The sequence below is a fragment of the Bacteroidota bacterium genome (assembly GCA_016699695.1).
In the GTDB taxonomy this organism is placed as follows: domain Bacteria; phylum Bacteroidota; class Bacteroidia; order Bacteroidales; family UBA10428; genus UBA10428.
In genome coordinates this window covers 1,761,445-1,779,800 of the sequence record CP065006.1, presented here as the reverse complement: position 1 = coordinate 1,779,800, position 18,356 = coordinate 1,761,445, and the positions used below count along the sequence as shown (strand labels likewise).

Here is an 18,356-nt window from a genome sequence, read left to right as displayed (position 1 = left end):
AATACACTAAATAATAAGTCGGTTAATAAAGTCAAAACAAGCTGAACGAGAATGGTTCCGGCCAGATAATATACAAGCCATTCTCCTTCAAAGAATGGCTTTTTTTATGAATAACAACGCAAAGAAATAAGTAAAACTTGGAGATATGGTAAAAGGATTTCCTCAACCTCAAGGGATGTATGACCCGGCCAATGAACACGACAACTGTGGAATCGGGTTTGTAACGCAGATTAAAGGGGTAAAGTCGCACGACATTGTAAGAAAAGGACTGGAAGTACTGGTGAATATGACACACCGTGGTGCCGAAAGTGCCGATAACGTATCAGGCGATGGCGCTGGTATACTCATTCAATTGCCTCACCAATTCTTTTTAAAGAAAGGAATAGCACTTCCGGAAGAAGGTAAATACGGCGCTGGTATTGTGTTTCTCCCTCAGGACGAAAAGTCAAGAAAAGCCTGCGAGGGCATTCTAACCGATGCTTTAAAGGCAGAAGGCCTATCGGTAATTGATATGGTAGATGTAAAAGTCGACAGCCGTGTGTTGGGCGATATTGCACGTTCTACCGAACCTTTTGTACGACAAATCTTTGTTCAGGGCAAGTTTGTAGAGCAGGATGTGTTGGAGCGCAAATTGTTTATTGCCCGGAAACAGGCCGAAAAACTGATGCGTGAATCCAGCATACCCGATAAAGAGGCTTTTTACCTCCCCAGCCTATCATCTAAAATAATGATTTACAAAGGGATGCTCACACCCGATCAGGTAGGGCGTTATTTTGTCGACCTTCGCGATCCGAATATGGAAAGTGCCATTGCCTTGGTGCATTCTCGTTTTTCTACCAATACCTTCCCCACCTGGGATTTGGCTCAACCATTTCGTTTTCTCGCGCACAATGGCGAGATAAATACTGTAAAGGGTAACCGCATGTGGATGACAGCGCGTGAGTCTATCATCAAATCGGATCTTTTTGGCGCAGACCTTGCAAAAATATTCCCAATTATTGAGCCTGATAAATCCGATTCGGCTTCGCTCGACAATGCTCTTGAGTTTTTGGTGATGACAGGCAAGTCGCTGCCACAGGCATTAAGCATGCTAATACCAGAATCTTTCAACGATAAAAATCCCATTCCGCCTAGTTTAAAGGCTTATTACGAATACCAGTCGACCCTTATGGAACCCTGGGATGGCCCTGCTTCGGTAGTCTTCAGCGATGGTCGGTACATTGGAGGTACCCTCGACCGTAATGGCCTTCGCCCTTCGCGTTTTGTGATTACCAAAGACGATGTAATTGTAATGGGATCTGAAGTAGGCGTGCAGGTTTTTCCTCCGGAAATGATACGGGAGAAAGGACGCTTGCGTCCAGGAAAAATCTTGCTGGTAGATACCAAAATGGGCATTATTGTTCCCGACGAAGAGGTAAAACATCAACTCTCGAGCCAGAATCCTTATCAACAATGGTTAAAAGATAACCGAATCGACTTGGATGACATCAAAATAAAATCACGTGTACGTTCGCAACTCGACGAATTGTATGATACCTACATTACAACCTTTGGCTATTCCAAAGAAGATGTACAGATGATTCTCAAACCCATGGCGGTAGAGGGACAGGAGTTGACTCATTCCATGGGTAACGACGCCCCTTTGGCTGTTTTTTCCGACCAGCCACAGCGCTTGTTCAATTATTTCAAACAGCTTTTTGCCCAGGTTACCAACCCACCTATTGACCCAATTCGCGAAGGGCTGGTGATGTCGACAACCAACTACATTGGATCGGTTTCGAAAAACCTGCTTTTTGAGTCAGCCGAACAATGCCGCTTAATAAAATTCAGTTCTCCTATTGTATCGAACACGAACCTGAACAAATTGCGGAGTCTGCGCGAAGAGAACTTCAGCCACATCGACCTTCCCATGCTGTTTGATGCCAAGGCAAAGAACCCAGGAAAAGCCATGGAAGAAGCACTGGAGGTACTTTGTCAGCAAGCCGAAAAGGCGGTGGACGAAGGCATTAACTTCATTATTATCTCAGACCGCTCCATTTCAGCTGACAAGGCTCCCATACCTTCTCTGCTGGCTACCTCGGCTGTGCATCATCACCTTATTCGCACCAAAAAGCGTATGCAGGTTGGACTGATAATCGAAACTGCCGAAGCCCGCGAAGTGAACCACATTGCCTTGCTTATCGGGTATGGTGCAAGCGTAGTAAATCCTTACGGGGCTTTTGCTGTAATTGAAAGAATGTGTAGCACAGGCCAAATTAAAATCGATTATGTCGAAGCCCGCGAGAATTATTATAAGTCCATTAACAAAGGGCTATTGAAGATTATGTCGAAAATGGGTATTTCAACCCTTCGGAGTTACCATGGGGCGCAGATATTCGAAGCCCTAGGACTTGATTCTGGCTTTGTGAAACGGTATTTCACAGGCACCGACTCGCGCATTGGAGGCATTAACATTGACCAGGTGGCAGAAGAAGCCCTTATTACCCACCGTAATGCTTTCGAAGAAAATCCTCTCACAAACAATTCGCTCAAATCGGCCGGAACCTATCACTATCGGAAGGATGGTGAAAAACACGGTTGGAATCCCGAAACCATTGGCCTATTGCAATGGGCAACCCGAACCGGCGATTATAACAAATACAAAGAATTTAGTGCACAGGTCGACAAAGACAACCGGGCACCTCACTTTTTGCGTGGTTGTGTGAATTTCAAAAAAGGGAAATCCATTTCCATTGATAAAGTAGAACCGGCAGAAGAAATTATGAAACGCTTTGTGACAGGAGCGATGTCTTTTGGCTCGATAAGCAAAGAGGCCCACGAAGCTTTGGCAGTTGCCATGAATACCATTGGTGGAAGAAGCAATACCGGGGAGGGTGGAGAAGATCCTGTTCGGTTTAAGCCCCGCGAAGACGGCACCTCAGCAAGAAGTGCCATCAAGCAAGTTGCTTCCGGACGTTTTGGTGTGACTACCAATTACCTTATTAATGCCGATGAAATTCAGATAAAAATGGCCCAGGGTGCCAAGCCCGGTGAAGGAGGACAGCTGCCTGGCCATAAGGTGGACAAAATCATTGGCCGTATTCGTAATTCCACACCCGGCATCACCCTTATTTCGCCTCCGCCACACCACGATATTTATTCCATTGAAGATTTGGCACAGCTTATATTCGATTTAAAATGCACCAATCCACGGGCAAGAATCAACGTGAAGCTGGTAGCAGAAAAAGGAGTAGGTACAGTAGCAGCAGGAGTGGCTAAGGCTTATGCCGATAGCATCACCATTTCCGGTGCCGAAGGAGGTACAGGAGCCTCGCCTGCCAGTTCTATCAAGCATGCTGGTTTACCAATGGAAATGGGTATTTCCGAAGTACAGCAAACACTTGTGATGAACAACCTACGCGATCGCGTGAGGCTGCAAACCGATGGCCAGATTAAAACTGGTCGCGATGTGATCTATGCCGGTATGCTGGGCGCTGAAGAGTTTGGTTTTGCCACCATCGGACTTGTGGTACTCGGATGCGTGATGATGCGCAAATGCCACTTAAATACCTGTCCGGTAGGTGTGGCTACTCAGAACCCAGAATTGCGTAAGCGTTTCATTGGTAAATCGGAATATGTGGTAAACTATTTCCGCTTTGTGGCCGAAGAAATCCGCGAGCTTATGGCAGAGCTGGGAATCAGTAAATTCGAAGACCTTGTTGGTCGCACCGATATGTTGGAGATGCGTAAAGACATTGATCACTGGAAAGCTAAAACAGTCGATATGTCTAAAATACTCTTCCGGCCGAAAGAAGTAGAAATACATGCAACCCATTGCTGTGTTGCACAAAAGCATAAAATTGAGGAAGTAATGGACCATGAGCTGATTAAACGCAGCAACAGGGCTATTAAGAATAAACAGAAAGTCTGGATTTCGCGCGAAATACAGAATACCGACCGTACCGTTGGAGCTATGCTTTCGGGTGAGATAACCCGTTTCCATGGCGAAGAGGGATTGCCCGATTCTACCATCAATGCACGCTTTATTGGTTCTGCCGGTCAGAGTTTTGGAGCCTTTTTGGTTAAAGGGGTAAGCTTTGTACTCGAAGGAGACAGTAACGACTACCTGGGTAAAGGTTTATCCGGCGGACGAATAATAGTAGTGCCTCCCAAAACAGCAACCTTTGTACCCGAAAAGAACATTATCGTGGGGAACACACTTTTGTATGGTGCCACCAGTGGTGAGGCGTACATTCAAGGTGTAGCCGGTGAGCGATTCTGCGTCCGCAATTCAGGAGCTCGTGCAGTAATTGAGGGAGTTGGAGACCATTGCTGTGAGTACATGACCGGAGGCCGAACCGTAGTATTGGGTAAAACCGGACGTAACTTTGCTGCAGGAATGAGCGGAGGTATTGCTTATGTGCTCGATATGAACGGTGAGTTCGATTACTATTGCAACAAAGGTCTGGTTGAATTGGGACCTGTCCTCGACCGCGAAGACGAAATGGAACTGCAGGCGTTGATATCGAATCATTACACTTATACGGGCAGTGCACTCGCTGAACAAATCCTGGTTAAATGGGAGGAGTTTCTGCCACGCTTTGTGAAAGTTATACCCCTGGAGTATAAAAAAATTCTCGAAGAGCAAAAATTGGAGCAAATCCAGAGTAAGATTAAGCAAACCGAAGACGAACCGCATTTTCAATATTAATAGTAACAATTATAGGCATAGGAGCAAAGGATTAAAAAGCTCCATTTTTTCAACGATAAATTTGTGATATCATGGGAAACCCAAAAGGATTCTTGGAAATAGATAGAAAACCAGCCGGCTACCGGCCAATTTCAGAACGAGTAAAAGATTACAGTGAAGTCGAACAGGTATTGGACGAGAAAGATCGGCGCGATCAGGCTTCGCGCTGTATGGATTGCGGCATTCCATTCTGTTCATGGGGCTGTCCGATTGGCAACAATATGCCTGAATTTCAGGATGCAATTTATAGAGGTGACTGGAAAGAAGCCATTGAAGTATTATCGCAAACCAACGCCTTTCCTGAAATTACAGGTCGGGTATGTCCGGCACCCTGCGAACATGCCTGTACACTTAATATTCATGAAGAACCTGTTACCATTCGCGAAAACGAGTGCGCTACGGTAGAAAAGGCTTTTGCAATGGGCTACATTATCCCTCAACCGCCTAAAGTGCGTACCGGGAAAAAAGTAGCTGTGATTGGTTCTGGACCTGCAGGTTTATCTTGTGCCGATTTGTTGAATAAATGGGGGCACGAAGTAACCGTATTTGAAAAAGATGAGGCCCCCGGCGGCCTTATGCGGTTTGGAATTCCGGATTTTAAGCTCGATAAGGAAATTGTGGAGCGGCGCATTGATGTATTTAAAGCCGAGGGACTTAATATTAAAACCAATTGCCTGGTAGGCGTCGACGTAAAAGGTGCCGATCTGCTCAAGGAATTCGATGTGGTAGTTTTAGCCATTGGTGCCATGAAACCCCGAGATCTGGAAGTAGAAGGAAGAGATTTGAAAGGTGTTCATTTTGCCATGGATTTTCTTACCCAGCAAAACAGAGTGGTAGCCGGAACGAAAATAAATGATGCCGAACGAATACTGGCAAAAGGTAAAAGAGTACTTGTAATAGGTGGGGGTGATACCGGATCAGACTGTGTGGGCACTTCAGTGCGTCAGGGCGCCAAATCGGTGCAACAAATCGAAATTTTACCCAAACCCCCTGAAAAACGAGTGGAAGAAAACCCATGGCCATATTGGGGCAATACGCTTCGCACATCATCCTCTCACATGGAGGGATGCGAGCGACAATGGCTGGTAAACACCAAGCGCTTCATCGGAAACGAGAAAGGACAGCTTACCGGTGCTGAGGTAGTGGATGTGGAATGGAAGAAGGAAAACGGAAAATTCCAGATGGTAGAAGTGCCAGGATCAACACGCATTATTGAGACAGAACTTGCACTCCTATCCATGGGTTTTGTGCATTGCATACACGAAGGACTTGCCAAAGAGCTGGACCTTAAATTCGATTTGCGTGGAAACATTGTGATTGACGAAAAGCAAGCTACCAGCAAGGCTAAAGTTTTTGCCTGTGGCGATGCAGCTTCCGGTGCCAGCCTTGTAGTGCGTGCTATCGCATCGGGCCGTAAAACTGCCCTCAGCATTCATCACGAACTAATTAAGAAGTAATAAGTTTAGAATAGTTAGTATTCTTGGTTCAATAAGGCTTACCTGAAAGGGTGGGCCTTTTTTTAGGTGTATGGGCAAACGTTTTAATTCACTAAAAGCTTTTAAGAATCGGCAGATTTAGTACTATATAATAGAGCAAAAAAGAAAAACCCTCCGGAATTTTCCGAAGGGTTTTTTTGCTGACCCACCAGGATTCGAACCTAGACTGACAGAACCAAAATCTGAAGTGCTACCATTACACCATGGGTCAATGCTACATTTGGGAGTGCAAATGTATAAAAATTTTTAATTATGCAAAAAGGCACCCTAAAAAATATTGTAGCTTACTTGTCATTTGCAGTGGTAATAGACCCTCCAGCTTGAATTTGGTATGGTTGGTTACTTCGAATTGTATCTGATAGCATGGCAGCCACAGCAGGCTCAAAAACCACGGTATGCCCTTCGGGCACCAATAATTCCAGGCTGAGGGACGGAAAGCGCCATGCATCTTCTTCGGTGCAACCGAAATACTTTTCCAGAGAGAGCTCATTCTTCTCCTTTTTCCAGCCATAATCGATCATTTCGAAACTGCTGTCGGGTATTTTACCTATCCGGAAATCGGCATACGATCGGGTAACCTGAAGGTGTATGAGTGAGTCGGCCGACGATTTTATTTCCAGCCGGGGTTTCATCCATATCCTGTCATGCGTGTCGTCGATGCTAAAGCGGTAACTAAACACTTGATAATGATCTAATTTTGTGCTGTCTGAGGCATTGCCTAAATGTTTCAGGTAAAGGATCTTTTCTATGCCTGGTTCAAAGGTATAAGCCGATTGGCTTTTTTGTCTGAAACTTCCTCTTTCACTTTCTGCTACCAGAAGAAAGACCAAACCGATAAATGCCAATGTCCAAATGGCTGCTGTAATGCCAGCTAAAATGCGATTAACGGGTTGAAGCCCTAGTAGCCAACGGAACACTCCACTTGCAAGTGCTATGATGGGCAGAAGAATGACAAGCAGCAAAAGAATGGCAATCAGTACGGGATCAGATGCTTCGGGAAATTGTAACCATGGAAGTTCAGGAATCAGGTAAAGGGGAAATACGCTAATTCCACCTAATGCAAGTGCCAAAATTCCCAATACAAGGCTGAGCAATACCAATATGACAATGGTGGCCACAATTATTTTGAGTGCAGTCAAAACAATGGTACCGAGTACTTGAAAAATCTCGCTGAATGTAGATTTTACCGAGCGATAGGAAGAGGAGTGAGGAATATTTTTTACACTGCTTTTTACCTTATCATATTCCTGTTTCACCGATTCCTCGATATCGCTTAGGGTAACTCGTTTTCCTTGCATTTCCAGACGCTGGGCCATGTTCAGTGCTGGGGGCATTACAACCCATAGAATGATGTAGATAATCATGCCTGCAAGGTTGGCAAAAAACAGAAAAACAAAGAGTAAACGGATCCAGATTACATCGACATTGAAATAGGCAGCTAGCCCGGCACATACGCCACCAAAAACCCTGTTTTGAGGATCGCGGTAGAAACGTTTATTTTTTACCGTAGTCCTGTTATTTTCTGTATTGGTTTCGCCGGAATTTTCTTCACTTTGGTCAATGTCTTCGGCTGTGCCCATTACCTGAATGATTTCTTCTATATCCTGAAGGCTGATTACTTGTTTGCTGGGAGTAATCTTTTCGCGGAGTATTTCGGATATGCGGGCTTCGATATCTTCCAATATTTCTTTGGCTTCATCGGCCGAAGCCGAAAACCTTGTTTCGATGGCAGAAAGGTAAGCTTTCAACCTGTTGTAGGCATCGTTGTCAAGATCAAAAAGCTGTCCGTTCAGATTTATTTTTATTGTTTCCTTCATGGCTTAAAAATTAGGTTTTATCATTTCCACAGCTTGTACGAGTTCACTCCATGATAAGCTAAGGTCATTCAGTACCTCTTTCCCGCTTTCAGTAATCATGTAGTATTTCCTTGGTGGCCCCTGGGTCGATTCTTCCCAACGGTAATTCAGAAAACCAGCGTTCTTCTGGCGGGTTAACAAGGGATACAGAGTACCTTCTACTACAATGAGCCTCGATTTTTTCAATTCATTAATAATGTCTGAAGCATAGGCATCGCCTTTCGAAAGTATGGACAGAATGCAATATTCCAATACTCCCTTTCGCATCTGTGCTTTTATATTTTCTGTTTTCATCCGGTGTGTTTATTGCAAGGTTAACCAAGAGCTTTTGTGCTTGTTATTTGGATGGTGTTGGGTAATTCCCTATCCACTCTGATCATGCTCTATTTTTGTTTAAAACTCCTTTTTACGTTTTCAAATTCGTCGGCGAAGAAATTTTTGATGTTTTCAATGGTAACCGGCTCGCCCCGCATTTCGAGTTTTTGGGCGGTAGTAAGGGCTTCGGGGAGTACGACGAGAAGTACAATGTACAAGATGAGGCCGGTTCCACCCAGGGCGGTTAATAATACAAAAGCAACTCTAACCAGTGTTGGATCGAGGTGCCAGTAAGCAGCAAGTCCGGCACAAACTCCTCCAAGCATCCTGTTCTCAGGATCGCGGTACATTCGGCGGTATTTGCGTTCGCTATAACTTTTTTTATTGTTTTGATTTGTCTGGTCTTCCCCGAAAATCGAATCGGGATGTCCGATGGTCTGAATCAGGTATTCCACATCGCTACCCGAAATTACCTGTTTGGCCTGGTTCATGCGACCACTGAGCAACTCAGCCATTCGTGCTTCTATGTCGCGAATGATTTCTGAGCTGTTAGCTTCGCCTTTTAACCTGAAGTTAAGAGCTTCGAGAAAAGACTGAAGTTGTTCAAAGGCATCTTCATCAATATGAAATACCATACCTGCCAGATTGATGGTGAGTGTCTTTTTCATTCTTATTCTGCTTTAAGTTTAATTAATGGATTGAATTTTATAATTGTTATTGCAAATGGTGGCTTGCACAAAATGATTTGTTGTTTGACCAGTCTGTCTAACGGGCTTGTCTGCATTTTTTGGTCTGCAAATGGTTATTTTTTCTTGATTTTCTATTACACGAACTGGTTTTTTATCCCAGATAGCAAGGCAAAGTAGCATTCCAATAAGTGTGGCAGTGACAACCAATTTTAGTGTCATGGTTTGTTGTTGTGTTTTGATTTTACAAAGATATATAAATCCATTACTACTATGCAATACATAGTATTAAAAATATTTTTCGCATAATTCCAAGATATTATCTAAAAGACACGATATCAATGGAATAGATAAAATGAAAAGATTCGTATTTTCGGTAATGAGGCTAATTATTTCAGTAAATGAATTGGCTGCTGGCTGCCTTTTTCGAAATAAATAAAAAATTTCAGCCCTATGATCAGGGTATCTTTTTATTGGTGTGTGTAAGAAATGTAGTGCACAAAAAATAAAAGCATGGAACGAGAAATAACTACCGCCGAGATCATTGAAAAGCTGAAATGGTTCCATGGAGGCGATTTTTGGAAGTACCCGCTTTCGGAAAACCTTCAGGAAAGTTCTGATCAGGGAATGCTAAGCCTTGCTCATGCAAAATAAAAATCCCCCGGAAAATAAGTCTCCGGGGGGATTTTAATAATAATGTAGCAGGATTCTTAAAATCGCACCTGGTTGTTTTCGATGAAGCTGTTAGCGCGATCGGCCAATTCTGGTTGTTTAAAGGCCCTGGCCAATTGTCCGATCTGGTTGATAATCTGAAAATGCATCGATATTTCCTGTTGAATCAGATTCTTGTTCTTTCGGTTCATCGACAGGTAATAGTCGAGATGTGACTCGCCAATATCGAGCATTTTCGAAAGAATGGCATTTCCTTTTTCGGCCTGGTTAATCCGATAGTAAGCCTCGGCAATGCCCAGCACAAAATAGTCGTAAGGAATATTCTCATGAGGGGTCAGTTCCACAATGCGGTCGAGCACTTTTCCGGCGCGGTCAAAATCGCCTTCTTCAATGAGACTGTTGGCCAGGCGGGTAAAGCGAATACGCATGCGTATTACGTTAAGTGTACGAAGGTGGAAATGATCCATGTACACATCTGGTTCGTTCATGCGTCCCCATTTGAACTTATTCATGAAATTATCATACAGTATATCAGTATCGATACGGCCTTCGTCGTAGCGCTGAGTAGTTTTAATTGGTACCAGGCGGTAGGCAAAACCTTCGAGCTGCAGGTAATCGTCGAGACCAAGGGTGCCGCTGTGGCCTGTAGCGACAAAATAAATCGGACGTTCCCAATTGTTGTGGGCAATCATATCGAGGGCAATCATGTCGCTTTTGGTAAGCCGCGAAGGCAATGTGCCAAGAAGTTCCTTTTCTATCAGGTGTGCATCTTTAGGCTTCACTACACCATTCTTAATCACTTTGGCCGAATCTACAGCAAGTGTAAAGGTTTTAGTAGGCACAAAATCGTACATTTTTCCAGTCTGGGTAGCCACTTTGGTAGCCGGGTTGTCACTGGCAATAAACTTAACAATTTCGGTGGCCGGAAATGGCTGCTTGTATTTTTCCTGAACGAAAACAATGTCACGGGTACCATCGGCATACGATTCAGGTTCGAAGGTAATGGGCAGGGGATCCGATTCGTAAGCCTTACGGGTCATTTGGTCGGCATACCAGTCCATATTGAGCAGCATGAGGTTTACTACGCGCACGTCGGTCCGGATGCCTTCTACATCCTGGGCATACCAGAGAGGAAAGGTATCGTTGTCGCCATTGGTAAAAATAATGGCATTGGGTGCACACGACATAAGGTAATTATAAGCAATGTCTCGGGCAGTGTATCTGCCGGAACGATTATGGTCGTCCCAGTTTTCGCTGGCCATGATACCTGGCACCAACAAGAGGCACACCAGGGTTATTGCCAGGCTCGAGGGAGCATTTTTAAGCGCTTTTCCGCCCAGTTCGATGATACCCATTACGCCAAGGCCAATCCAGATAGCAAAGGCATAAAACGAAGCGGCATAGGCATAATCGCGTTCGCGGGGCTGCAGAGGATATTGGTTCAGGTAAATAATGATAGCAAAGCCTGTTAACAGAAAAAGCATCATTACTACCCAGAAATCTTTTTTATGGGCCAGGTAATGATAGAATAATCCGAAAAGGCCCAGCAGGAAGGGCAACATATAATAACGGTTGTAGGCCTTATGGTCTTTTATTTCGTCGGGCATATTTTCGCCATCGCCAATGATGTGCTTGTCTATGGCAGGAATGCCCGAAATCCAGTTGCCGTTAAGAATTTCTCCATTCCCCTGAATATCGTTCTGACGTCCGGCAAAATTCCACATGAAATAGCGCATGTACATATGCCCTATCTGGTAGCGTATCATAAAACGGATATTTTGCGCAAAGCTGGGTTTACTTTTGGGGCTGTTACGATCGTACACAGGGTTACCATTTCGGTCAGTCACAATATTCCCTTCGCTGTCGCGGCGGGCATTGAACACATCTTTTTCTTTGATATTGGCCCAGCTGAGGTATTCGCTGATATGCGAATCGTCGGCACTGTACATACGTGGGAAAATGGTAGAAAAGCCCTTGTCATATTTGTAGATGGTTTTTTCGTTGGTTACCTCGTATCGGCCGTTGCGTTTGGAGTAATACTTTTTGCCAATTTTAAAATCGACAACCTGGGCATTGAAATACTGCCCCGAAACGAGTGGACGATCGCCATATTGTTCGCGGTTGAGATACGACTGGAGTTTAAAAATGGTATCGGGATTGTTTTCGTCCATAGGGGGATTTGCCATGGAGCGAATCACAATCATGGAGTAAGACGAATAACCGATAACAATAACCATAAACATGAGCATGGCGGTATTGAGAATTACCTGTTTTCGCTTGTGGGTTATGTAAATACCATAACCGAGTGCACCTACCAGCAAAAAGGCATAAACGATTACTCCCGATTTATAGGGCATGCCAAAACCATTCACAAAAATGAGCTCGAATTTTGAAGCCATCCAAACCAAACCAGGTATCAATACATACATAACACCCCCTAAAATAGCGGCTCCGATAAAAAGTGCACCGATAACCCCATTGCGGGTAGGCGTGTATTTACGGAAGTAATACACCATGACAATGGCCGGTATGGCAAGCAGGTTCAGAAGGTGAACACCAATGGATAAGCCCATGAGGTAGGCAATAAATATGAGCCAACGGTTTGAATAGGGTTCGTCGGCATCGTTTTCCCATTTCAGAATAGCCCAGAACACAATGGCGGTAAAGAGCGACGAGAGGGCATAAACCTCTCCTTCTACAGCCGAAAACCAGAAAGTATCGGAAAAAGTATAGGCCAATGCACCCACTAAACCACTTCCGAGCACAGCTACAAGCTTGTATGGGCTCAGATTTTCGCGACCAGTAATTTTAAGGGCCAGGTGATTGATAGTCCAAAACAGGAACATGATAGTAAAGGCACTTGCCAGGGCCGACATCACATTGACCATAAAGGCCACATTCTCGAGGTTATCGCCGGCAAAAAGAGTAAACACCCGCGCCAGGATCATAAAAAAGGGTGCTCCCGGAGGGTGACCAACCTGCAGTTTAAAAGCACTGGCAATAAATTCGCCGCAATCCCAAAGGCTCACGGTAGGTTCAGCCGTAAGGATATAGGTTATGGCGGCAATAAGAAATACCAGCCATCCGAGTATCCGGTTATACAATTTGAAGGTGTTCATTATAAGGCTTATTTATATTTTTCGGCGCTAATATAATCATTCTTGATACAAAGGGAATAAACTTGTTGTTAAGGAATCTAAAATCAATAAAATGAATTACTGAAATACGAATAATAGTAGTGCTTTTTCAAACCAAGAAGATAAAAATATTGGCATAAAGACTAAAGAGTAAGCCTCGATTGGAAAATATTAGGAGATTGGTTTACTTTTTTTTTACCGAATGCAAGCGTGTTCGTATATTTGAACCCTTAACACAAAAATTATTAAGCAAAGAATACTATGGGTAGAGCATTTGAATACCGGCGTGCCGCCAAGGAAAAGCGATGGGACAAGATGTCGAAGATTTTTCCGAAGTTGGCCAAATCAATTACCGTTGCAGCAAAAGAAGGGGGAGCTGACCCTGATATGAATGCCAAATTGCGAACAGCCATTCAGAATGCCAAGGTACAAAACATGCCAAAAGACAATATCGATGCGGCCATCAAGCGTGCTCTGGGAAAAGATGCCGAGAGTTTTATCGAACTGGTTTACGAAGGAAAAGGGCCTCATGGTGTGCTGATTGTGGTAGAATGTGCCACCGACAACAGCACACGCACTGTAGCCAATATCAAATCTTATTTCAACAAGGCGGGTGGAGCGCTTGTGCCAACCGGTTCACTTGAATTTATGTTTTCGCGTAAAGCGGTGTTCGAATTAGAAAAAACCGGAAGCATCAACATTGAGGAGCTGGAACTGGAATTGATTGATGCAGGCCTGGAATCGATCGAATCGGACGACAGCACTGTATACATCTATGGCGACTATACCAATTTTGGCTCACTTTCAAAAGCACTCGAAACAGTGGGTGTAGAAGTGAAAAAGGCAAACCTTCAGCGTATACCCACCAGTGCCATTGAATTCTCAGAAGAAGAGCTTACCGACATCGAAAAGCTTCTGGATAAAATAGAAGACGACGACGATGTGCAAGCTGTTTTTACGAACGTGGCATAATGGATTATATCAATACAGCTTTTTTGTTGGGTAGCAGTGACTGATTTAATGTCTGTTCTCTGAAAAGTTGACTATAAGTTCTGAATCAATATCTTTGCTGGGAGCTGAAACAATCCTGAATCTATGCCAATAATCACTTCGCTTGTCAAATGGTTTAACATTAAGCGCATGGCGCAGATCGATCTGATGCGTGCCTATCCGATTAATGTACAGCAAGATGTATTCAAGCAATTAATTTCGAAGGCCAGCGATACGGAATGGGGAAGAAATTACAAGTATGCCTCCTTCGAAACTATTTCCGATTTTCAACAGTCGGTACCCCTTCAAACTTACGAAGAAGTTAAGCCTTTTATAGACCGCCTGCGTAGCGGCGAGCAAGATTTGCTATGGCCAGGCGAGATTAAATGGTTTGCCAAATCGTCGGGCACCACCAACGACAAGAGTAAATTTATTCCTGTTAGCAAAGAGTCGCTTGAGAAGTGCCATTTCAGAGGAGGAAAAGATGTGCTGGCAATATATACACATCAATACCCTGATTCGAAAATCTTTAAGGGCAAAGGACTTACTCTTGGTGGAAGTCATAAAATCGATAACTTCAGTAACCAGTCGTATTATGGCGATTTATCGGCCATTCTCATAGAAAACCTACCCTTTTGGACCGAATTTATTCGCACTCCCAGTCAGGATGTGGCTTTGCTCGATAAGTGGGAAGAAAAACTGGAAAAACTGACCCATCAGACCATACAGGAGAATGTCACCAGCATAGCCGGGGTACCCTCGTGGAACCTTGTGATGATCAAACATATACTGGAGTTCACAGGTAAAAAGAACCTGCTCGAAGTCTGGCCTAACCTCGAGCTTTTTATACATGGTGGTGTAAGCTTTACACCTTACCGCGAGCAGTTTCGAAAGGCAATTCCATCGGACGAAATGCATTACCTCGAAACCTACAATGCTTCCGAAGGCTTTTTTGCCATACAGGACGATCCCGAGAACGAGGGCATGTTGCTCATGCTCGACTATGAGATTTTTTATGAATTCATTCCTATGGATGAATTTGAAAAACCGAATCCACAGGTTCTCACCATCGACCAGGTGAAAAAGGACGTGAACTATGCCATTGTTATTTCTACCAATTCAGGTCTATGGCGCTATGTGATTGGTGATACCGTGAAATTCACCTCCCTGTTCCCGCACCGGATTATCATAACCGGACGCACCCGGCATTTTATCAATGCCTTTGGCGAAGAACTCATTATCGACAACGCAGAAAAGGCGCTGGAAATGGCCTGCCGGCGCACCCATGCAATTATTTCAGATTACACGGCTGCACCAGTCTACATGGCCGACAACCAGAAAGGCTGTCACCAATGGCTAGTAGAGTTTGAGAAAGCCCCTGCCAACCTCGACGAATTTGTCTATCACCTCGACATTGCCTTGCAAAATGCCAATTCCGATTACGAAGCCAAGCGTTATAAAAATATCACCCTCGATAAACCTGCCTTAAGCATATTGCCCAAAGGTACCTTTTATCGTTGGCTCGAAACAAAAGGTAAACTCGGAGGACAAAACAAAGTACCACGTTTATCAAATAATAGAACTTATGTGGAAGAATTGCTGAAAATTGCCGAACTTAAAGCCTAAAAGAAACACATTATGCATATAGCTGTTGCCGGTAATATCGGATCGGGAAAAACAACCCTGACCGGGCTCATGTCTCATCATTTCGGGTGGAAACCCCATTACGAAGATGTAGATGAAAATCCTTATCTCGACGATTTTTACAACGACATGCAACGCTGGTCTTTTAACCTGCAGGTGTATTTTTTAAATACCCGGTTTAACCATATTCTCGAAATTAAACGCAGCAAAGATACAGTGATACAGGATCGAACCATTTATGAAGATGCCTTCATCTTTGCTCCCAACCTGCATTCGATGGGCCTCATGTCGACCCGCGATTTTGAGAACTATTTTACCATCTTCAACCTGATTTCTTCTCTAATTCAGCCCCCTGACCTGATTATTTACCTTCGGGCCTCGGTACCTACCCTGGTGCGCCAGATCGACAAACGCGGGCGCAAATACGAAAACAACATACGGATCGATTACCTTAAAAAGCTGAACGAACGTTACGACTCTTGGGCCGAAAGCTATAACATGGGTAAAATCCTTTACATCGATGTCGATAACCTCAACTTTATCGATAAGCCTGAAGATTTGAGTACCGTCATTGATAAGATCAATGCAGAACTGAACGGCTTGTTCAAATAGTTTATATACCAGCGCATCTAATATGCCTTCTTTGGCAGATGTGGTGTGCACTATTGTTTTATACGGTCAATTTCACCAATGATAGATTTCCAGTCGCTTTCGGGAATGCGGGCACCGTATTTTTCAATTACCTTTCCGGCCAGCAAAGCCCCTATTTGCCCGCATTTTTCAGGCGAAAGGCCCTGAATTATTCCATAAATATAACCAGCAGCATATGCGTCGCCGGCGCCGGTAGTATCGACCGGTTGGCAGGCAATAATACCTGCTTTCCAGGTTTTATTCTCAGCATGTATCAGCGATCCATCTTTTCCTACTTTCACAATGGCAGTTTCGCAATCTTTCGCAAACACCTTCAAGGCTTCGGCAGGTTCCAGGCCAGTGTATGCACGGGCTTCTTCTTCGTTGGCAAACACCATGTCAACATAGGATGGTAAAGCTTTTTTCAGAAAGCTTAAATTATCTTCCACTACATTGTAGCTGGCCATGTCAATCGAAACGGTAAGTCCGGCTTCTTTGGCCACTCTGATACAATGGCTGATAAGCGGAGTGTTGTATACCTGGTAACCTTCGATATGGAAGATATCATAAGCTTTAAAAGTATCGGGTGTAATGTCGCACAATTCAATTTCCGAAGAGGCTCCCAGGTAAGTGGCAAAAGTGCGCTCACTATCCGGACTCACAAATGTATACGCACGGCCGGTTTTTGATTTACCATTAAAAAGAATGGCAGATATACCTGCTTCACGAAGGTCATTTTTATAAAAATCGCCCAAACTATCGGCATGCACTGTGCCAATGTAACCACATTCTACGCCAAGTCGTGCAAGGCCATGAATGGTGTTGGCAGCCGATCCGCCTGAGACCTTTTCTACACGTTTGTTTTGAAGGAGCTTTTCGATGGCATCGGCCTGTTGTTCGTCGATGAGCTGCATGCTGCCTTTCGGAAGGTTCAGTTCGGCCAGCATGCTATCGTCTGGCATTTTGTAGAGCAAGTCGACCAGGGCATGGCCGAGACCTATCACACGTTTCATAGGTTTCTTAATTAATTGAAGCTGCGAAGTAACGAAAAAAGAATAAAAAAGTAAGCACAGCACTTGCATAATTCAATCAGAACACATAGTTTTGCGGTCGCATTTTTACTCAGGGATTATTCACCTGACAAAATGCCCCACTGTTCCTGTAGTCAGGAACATTTAACATATAGGAGTTCCATTTGTAAGGGCCAAGGCCTTTACAAGAAAAATTCCTCAGTAGCTCAGTTGGTTAGAGCGGCGGACTGTTAATCCGTAGGTCGTAGGTTCAAGTCCTACCTGAGGAGCCAGAGAAAGGGTCGGACAAAAGTTCCGGCCCTTTTTTTTTTACCCTTCAGTGATGTATTACCTTTATATTTTATATCCCCACTGGCGCGCGTTTAGCTTGCGTAACGCGTGCTGTTAATATTGTTGGTATATTTTTATATAAAAAGCAATAAATTTGAGAAAAAGCGGTACATGTCTGAAAAATATAAAATTTGTCTAAACACGCGTTACGCAAGCTAAACGCGCGCTATTGGGGGGAATTGCGCAAAATCCTAAATATTATTTGTACAGTAGTGCTAGAAATTATGCACATCTAGAGTCAGTTTTGGAGATTGAATTATTGTAAGGAATGGTTTGGGTTGCAGACCCAAACTAGCGGAGAGCCATTACACATACAAAAACTGTTGTATCTCCACTAATCATAAAAGCCAGATAACAAACATGAACACATTATTTATAGTTGGACTTAGTTTTGTAGGAATTGGGGTCATCTTTAAAAATTTCTATAAGAAAGGATTTTTTGATAATTCCATATCAATGCCCATTGTTGTTTTTGGTATATTTCTAACCGTTATTTCAATTGCCTATGAGATACAGATAAAGAAGGCTATTAACTTTAAAGAAGTGGATTTTAAGGCAATTGAAAAATAAGAGTATCATATTCCTATTACACAAATGAATTTGATAACCTTGAAATTAATGGCAAAAACAACATAGAAGTCTTTAAAAGTTATATTGACCAGTCTTTACTTTTAAGTGATCAGAGTCGATCACGATATAGCTGGTATATTGAGTCAGAAGTAAGTCTGGATAATGAGGAAATGCTTATTATAATGATTTCTGGAAATTGTGATGCAATGTATTGGAACCAAATTCATAAGCTTTGGTTCGTACCCATATCAGGTCCAGAGTACAAATTGC

At 43.7% G+C, this 18,356-nt stretch carries 13 protein-coding genes and 2 tRNA genes; 8 read left to right on the top strand and 7 right to left on the bottom strand.

What is annotated here, in order from left to right; translation table 11 throughout:
* The first annotated feature begins 145 nt into the window (after positions 1-145).
* Positions 146-4,690: a glutamate synthase large subunit gene (gene gltB, locus IPM71_07535; GenBank protein ID QQS52575.1), complete on the top strand. Its 4,545-nt coding sequence runs from the start codon at positions 146-148 to the stop codon at positions 4,688-4,690.
* A gap of 71 nt (positions 4,691-4,761) precedes the next feature.
* Positions 4,762-6,186 (top strand): glutamate synthase subunit beta, encoded by a 1,425-nt coding sequence (locus IPM71_07530; GenBank protein ID QQS52574.1) that lies wholly within the window; start codon positions 4,762-4,764, stop codon positions 6,184-6,186.
* A 179-nt stretch (positions 6,187-6,365) separates the two neighbouring features.
* Here IPM71_07530 and IPM71_07525 read toward each other — a convergent pair.
* From IPM71_07525 to IPM71_07505, 5 genes are all read right to left on the bottom strand, one after another.
* Positions 6,366-6,436: transfer RNA gene (locus IPM71_07525), tRNA-Gln, on the bottom strand.
* Between the two features lie 73 nt (positions 6,437-6,509).
* Positions 6,510-8,042, bottom strand: a complete 1,533-nt coding sequence (locus tag IPM71_07520) for a PspC domain-containing protein (GenBank protein QQS52573.1) — start codon at positions 8,040-8,042, stop codon at positions 6,510-6,512.
* A 3-nt stretch (positions 8,043-8,045) separates the two neighbouring features.
* Positions 8,046-8,375, bottom strand: coding sequence for a PadR family transcriptional regulator (locus IPM71_07515; protein ID QQS52572.1), 330 nt, complete (start codon positions 8,373-8,375; stop codon positions 8,046-8,048).
* An 89-nt stretch (positions 8,376-8,464) separates the two neighbouring features.
* Positions 8,465-9,064, bottom strand: coding sequence for a PspC domain-containing protein (locus tag IPM71_07510; GenBank protein QQS52571.1), 600 nt, complete (start codon positions 9,062-9,064; stop codon positions 8,465-8,467).
* Between the two features lie 18 nt (positions 9,065-9,082).
* Positions 9,083-9,304, bottom strand: coding sequence for a hypothetical protein (locus tag IPM71_07505; GenBank protein ID QQS52570.1), 222 nt, complete (start codon positions 9,302-9,304; stop codon positions 9,083-9,085).
* A 291-nt stretch (positions 9,305-9,595) separates the two neighbouring features.
* Between IPM71_07505 and IPM71_07500 the strand changes: the two genes are divergently transcribed.
* Entirely contained in the window at positions 9,596-9,736 is a 141-nt protein-coding gene (locus IPM71_07500) for a hypothetical protein (GenBank protein QQS52569.1), read from the top strand.
* A 56-nt stretch (positions 9,737-9,792) separates the two neighbouring features.
* On the opposite strand, the gene IPM71_07495 is transcribed toward IPM71_07500, so the two are convergent.
* Positions 9,793-12,873 (bottom strand): DUF2723 domain-containing protein, encoded by a 3,081-nt coding sequence (locus IPM71_07495; GenBank protein ID QQS52568.1) that lies wholly within the window; start codon positions 12,871-12,873, stop codon positions 9,793-9,795.
* A gap of 279 nt (positions 12,874-13,152) precedes the next feature.
* Here IPM71_07495 and IPM71_07490 point away from each other — a divergent pair, with 279 nt between their 5' ends.
* The 3 genes from IPM71_07490 to IPM71_07480 all read left to right on the top strand — a co-directional run bounded on the left by IPM71_07490 (position 13,153) and on the right by IPM71_07480 (position 16,137).
* Positions 13,153-13,863, top strand: coding sequence for a YebC/PmpR family DNA-binding transcriptional regulator (locus IPM71_07490; GenBank protein QQS52567.1), 711 nt, complete (start codon positions 13,153-13,155; stop codon positions 13,861-13,863).
* A gap of 123 nt (positions 13,864-13,986) precedes the next feature.
* A complete protein-coding gene (locus IPM71_07485; protein ID QQS52566.1) occupies positions 13,987-15,507 on the top strand; it encodes a GH3 auxin-responsive promoter family protein in 1,521 nt (506 codons plus the stop codon).
* Between the two features lie 12 nt (positions 15,508-15,519).
* Complete coding sequence (locus IPM71_07480; protein ID QQS52565.1) at positions 15,520-16,137, top strand: deoxynucleoside kinase; 618 nt, start codon at positions 15,520-15,522, stop codon at positions 16,135-16,137.
* A gap of 50 nt (positions 16,138-16,187) precedes the next feature.
* Here IPM71_07480 and IPM71_07475 read toward each other — a convergent pair whose 3' ends face one another.
* Positions 16,188-17,168, bottom strand: coding sequence for an adenosine kinase (locus IPM71_07475; GenBank protein ID QQS52564.1), 981 nt, complete (start codon positions 17,166-17,168; stop codon positions 16,188-16,190).
* A 213-nt stretch (positions 17,169-17,381) separates the two neighbouring features.
* Between IPM71_07475 and IPM71_07470 the strand changes: the two genes are divergently transcribed.
* Both IPM71_07470 and IPM71_07465 read left to right on the top strand, forming a co-directional pair.
* Positions 17,382-17,458, top strand: a tRNA-Asn gene (locus IPM71_07470).
* A gap of 418 nt (positions 17,459-17,876) precedes the next feature.
* Positions 17,877-18,086, top strand: a complete 210-nt coding sequence (locus tag IPM71_07465; protein ID QQS52563.1) for a hypothetical protein — start codon at positions 17,877-17,879, stop codon at positions 18,084-18,086.
* Positions 18,087-18,356: the final 270 nt, after the last annotated feature.

What these genes read in the sequence shown, in the direction of transcription:
- gltB (QQS52575.1), top strand. Translation starts at nt 146, where the DNA reads ATGGTAAAAGGATTTCCTCAACCTCAAGGGATGTATGACCCGGCCAAT.
- IPM71_07530 (QQS52574.1), top strand. Translation starts at nt 4,762, where the DNA reads ATGGGAAACCCAAAAGGATTCTTGGAAATAGATAGAAAACCAGCCGGC.
- IPM71_07520 (QQS52573.1), bottom strand. Translation starts at nt 8,042, where the DNA reads ATGAAGGAAACAATAAAAATAAATCTGAACGGACAGCTTTTTGATCTT.
- IPM71_07515 (QQS52572.1), bottom strand. Translation starts at nt 8,375, where the DNA reads ATGAAAACAGAAAATATAAAAGCACAGATGCGAAAGGGAGTATTGGAA.
- IPM71_07510 (QQS52571.1), bottom strand. Translation starts at nt 9,064, where the DNA reads ATGAAAAAGACACTCACCATCAATCTGGCAGGTATGGTATTTCATATT.
- IPM71_07505 (QQS52570.1), bottom strand. Translation starts at nt 9,304, where the DNA reads ATGACACTAAAATTGGTTGTCACTGCCACACTTATTGGAATGCTACTT.
- IPM71_07500 (QQS52569.1), top strand. Translation starts at nt 9,596, where the DNA reads ATGGAACGAGAAATAACTACCGCCGAGATCATTGAAAAGCTGAAATGG.
- IPM71_07495 (QQS52568.1), bottom strand. Translation starts at nt 12,873, where the DNA reads ATGAACACCTTCAAATTGTATAACCGGATACTCGGATGGCTGGTATTT.
- IPM71_07490 (QQS52567.1), top strand. Translation starts at nt 13,153, where the DNA reads ATGGGTAGAGCATTTGAATACCGGCGTGCCGCCAAGGAAAAGCGATGG.
- IPM71_07485 (QQS52566.1), top strand. Translation starts at nt 13,987, where the DNA reads ATGCCAATAATCACTTCGCTTGTCAAATGGTTTAACATTAAGCGCATG.
- IPM71_07480 (QQS52565.1), top strand. Translation starts at nt 15,520, where the DNA reads ATGCATATAGCTGTTGCCGGTAATATCGGATCGGGAAAAACAACCCTG.
- IPM71_07475 (QQS52564.1), bottom strand. Translation starts at nt 17,168, where the DNA reads ATGAAACGTGTGATAGGTCTCGGCCATGCCCTGGTCGACTTGCTCTAC.
- IPM71_07465 (QQS52563.1), top strand. Translation starts at nt 17,877, where the DNA reads ATGAACACATTATTTATAGTTGGACTTAGTTTTGTAGGAATTGGGGTC.